Annotated in this window: 3 protein-coding genes; all 3 read left to right on the top strand. The window is 63.1% G+C overall.

Annotated features, from left to right (window positions below; all coding sequences use genetic code 11):
* Positions 1–110 precede the first annotated feature (110 nt).
* The 3 genes from CFE35_RS22445 to CFE35_RS22435 all read left to right on the top strand — a co-directional run bounded on the left by CFE35_RS22445 (position 111) and on the right by CFE35_RS22435 (position 2,491).
* Complete coding sequence (locus CFE35_RS22445) at positions 111–539, top strand: transposase (protein ID WP_292934093.1); 429 nt, start codon at positions 111–113, stop codon at positions 537–539.
* A 13-nt stretch (positions 540–552) separates the two neighbouring features.
* Positions 553–909: an IS66 family insertion sequence element accessory protein TnpB gene (gene tnpB, locus CFE35_RS22440; RefSeq protein WP_292934092.1), complete on the top strand. Its 357-nt coding sequence runs from the start codon at positions 553–555 to the stop codon at positions 907–909.
* A 115-nt stretch (positions 910–1,024) separates the two neighbouring features.
* Positions 1,025–2,491 (top strand): IS66 family transposase, encoded by a 1,467-nt coding sequence (locus CFE35_RS22435; protein ID WP_292934094.1) that lies wholly within the window; start codon positions 1,025–1,027, stop codon positions 2,489–2,491.
* Positions 2,492–2,504: the final 13 nt, after the last annotated feature.

The raw sequence follows: 2,504 nt of genomic DNA, 5'->3' as shown, positions 1-2,504 counted from the left end.
GTAAGCGCTGTTCTGCCCCCACCTTGCGTGGGTGATGCCCAGCGTGGAGTTTGCGCGACCTGATTGGGGCTGAGGGCGCTACTCCTATGATAATCCCGTGTGATGATCCTGTGAGCAAGGGCGCGCAGCGGTTCGAGATCTTCACGGGCAAAGGCAAGCGGCGGGACTGGCCACCGGAGGTCAAGGCCTCGATTGTCGCGGAGTGTTATGCCGGTGTCGAACGTATCGGCGCTGTCGCGCGGCGGCATGGGCTTGATCCTTCGCAGGTCTATGCGTGGCGGAAGGATTTGCGCAAACAACTGGAGGATCAGGCTCAGGCCTTTCCATTGGCCGAACCAGCCACCGCGACGTTCGTACCTGCAGTGGTCGAACCGGCAACGCGACCAGATCCGGCACCTACGCGCCGAACTCGGCGCAGGCGACATTCCACAGTTGCTGCTGTCGAACTGGAGATCGATGGCGTGGCAGTGAAGATCGCGCGCGGCGCTGATGCCAGCGTTATCGCCGCCGTAATCGAAGCGCTCAAGGCCCAGAGATGATTGGGACGAGGCGATGATCGGACTCGGTGCCGGCACGCGCGTGATGGTTGCAACGCGTCCGGTTGATTTTCGTAAAGGGCCTGACGCGTTGGCCGCGCTGGTCAGCGCCGAGTACGGCAGCGATCCCTTTTCCGGCGTGATCTACGTGTTCCGGGCCAAGCGCGCCGACCGGATTAAACTGGTCTGGTGGGATGGCACCGGCCTGTGTCTGATGGCCAAGAAACTTGAGCAGGGCGGCTTCAGGTGGCCGGGTATTCAGGACGGTGTGATGCGGCTGACGGCAGCGCAACTGGGTGCGCTTCTCGAGGGGCTGGACTGGCGCAGAGTGCATGGCGGACGCAAGCCCATAGCCCCGCAAATTGCCGGTTGACGGGGCTTTCTCCTGCTGATTCACTGCGTCCATGCTCATGGAAGCGGACCTTCCCGAAGACCTTGAAGCGCTGCGTGCGTTCGCCCTTGAGCAGTCCCGCAAGCTCGCCGATGTAATGGCCGCCAAGGGCGAGGCAGACGCCGAGATCGAACGGCTGCAGTCGATTGTCGATGCCTTCATGCGGCACCGGTTCGGTGCGCGTTCGGAGCAACTTGACCCTGACCAACTGCAGCTAGGCCTTGAAGATGTCGAGACGGCGCTGGGCCAGGCCCGTGCGGCACGCGACGCGGCGATCGGCAAGCCCAGCTCCGACCGACCACGCAAGGCCAACCGCGGTTCACTGCCTGCGCATCTCGAGCGGATCGAGCAGGTTGTCGATGTCGAGGAAGTGGATGGCATCCGGGCTTGCCCTTGCTGCGGCGGGGCGCTCCATCAGATCGGCGAGGACGTTGCCGAGCGTCTCGACGTTGTGCCAATCACCTTCCGCGTCCTCGTCACGCGCCGTCCTCGGTACGGCTGCCGTTCGTGCGAGAGCGCGATCGTGCAGGCCCCGGCACCGGCAAGGATCGTTGAGGGCGGCATTCCCACCGAAGCGCTGATCGCACAGGTCCTGGTCGCAAAATACGCAGATCACCTGCCGTTATACCGGCAAGCCCAGATCTACGCGCGGCAAGGTATTCAACTGGATCGCTCAACGTTGGCGGATTGGGTTGGCAGAGCAGCATGGTATCTGCGCCCCTTGCGCGACCACATCCTGGAACGATTGCGACGATCCGAGCGATTGTTCGCCGACGAGACCACCGCACCAGTGCTCGATCCCGGGCGTGGCCGGACCAAGACCGGGCAGCTGTGGGCCTATGCGCGCGACGATCGCCCATGGGGCGGCAATACCCCGCCAATGGTCGCTTATGTCTATGCTGCCGATCGCAAGGGAGAACGGGCCGAGGCCCATCTCGGAGATTTTGCCGGTATCCTGCAGGTCGATGGCTATGGCGGCTACACCGCACTGGCCAAGCGCCGGCAGCAGATCGTGCTCGCGTTCTGCTGGGCACACGTCAGGCGCAAGTTTTACGAGCTGGCCGACAATTCTCCGGTCGCCATCGAAGTGCTGCAGCGGATTGCGGCACTCTACAAGATCGAGGACGAGGTGCGCGGGGCCTCTGCCGAACAGCGCCAGCAAATCCGGCAAGAGCGCAGCCGCGTCATTATCGACGACTTGCGGATCTATCTCGAGACCAAAAGCCGCCAGGTCAGCGCGAAGGCCAAGCTTGGCGAAGCCATACGCTATGCGCTGACGCGCTGGGCCGGCCTCTCACGGTTCCTCGATGACGGCCGTGTTGATCTCGACAGCAACGCCGTCGAACGCAGCATCAGGCCGCTCGCTCTGAACCGCAAAAACGCCTTGTTCGCAGGATCAGACGAAGGCGGCGACAACTGGGCGGTGATCGCCACGCTGATCGAAAACTGCAAGCTGAGCGGCATCAATCCGCATACCTGGCTGACGCAGGCGCTCGGAAAACTGGCCAACGGTCATCCAGCAAACAGCGTCGGCGAACTCATGCCATGGACCGCCGTGGCCTGAGAACAGCGCTTAC

This window comes from Novosphingobium sp. PASSN1, from assembly GCF_002278815.1.
Note: the sequence above shows the minus strand (reverse complement) of the source record. Positions and strands in the feature narration are given on the sequence as shown.

Excerpts from the sequence above, each read along its gene's own strand:
- tnpB (WP_292934092.1), top strand. The coding sequence starts at position 553 with ATGATCGGACTCGGTGCCGGCACGCGCGTGATGGTTGCAACGCGTCCG.
- CFE35_RS22435 (WP_292934094.1), top strand. The coding sequence starts at position 1,025 with ATGGCCGCCAAGGGCGAGGCAGACGCCGAGATCGAACGGCTGCAGTCG.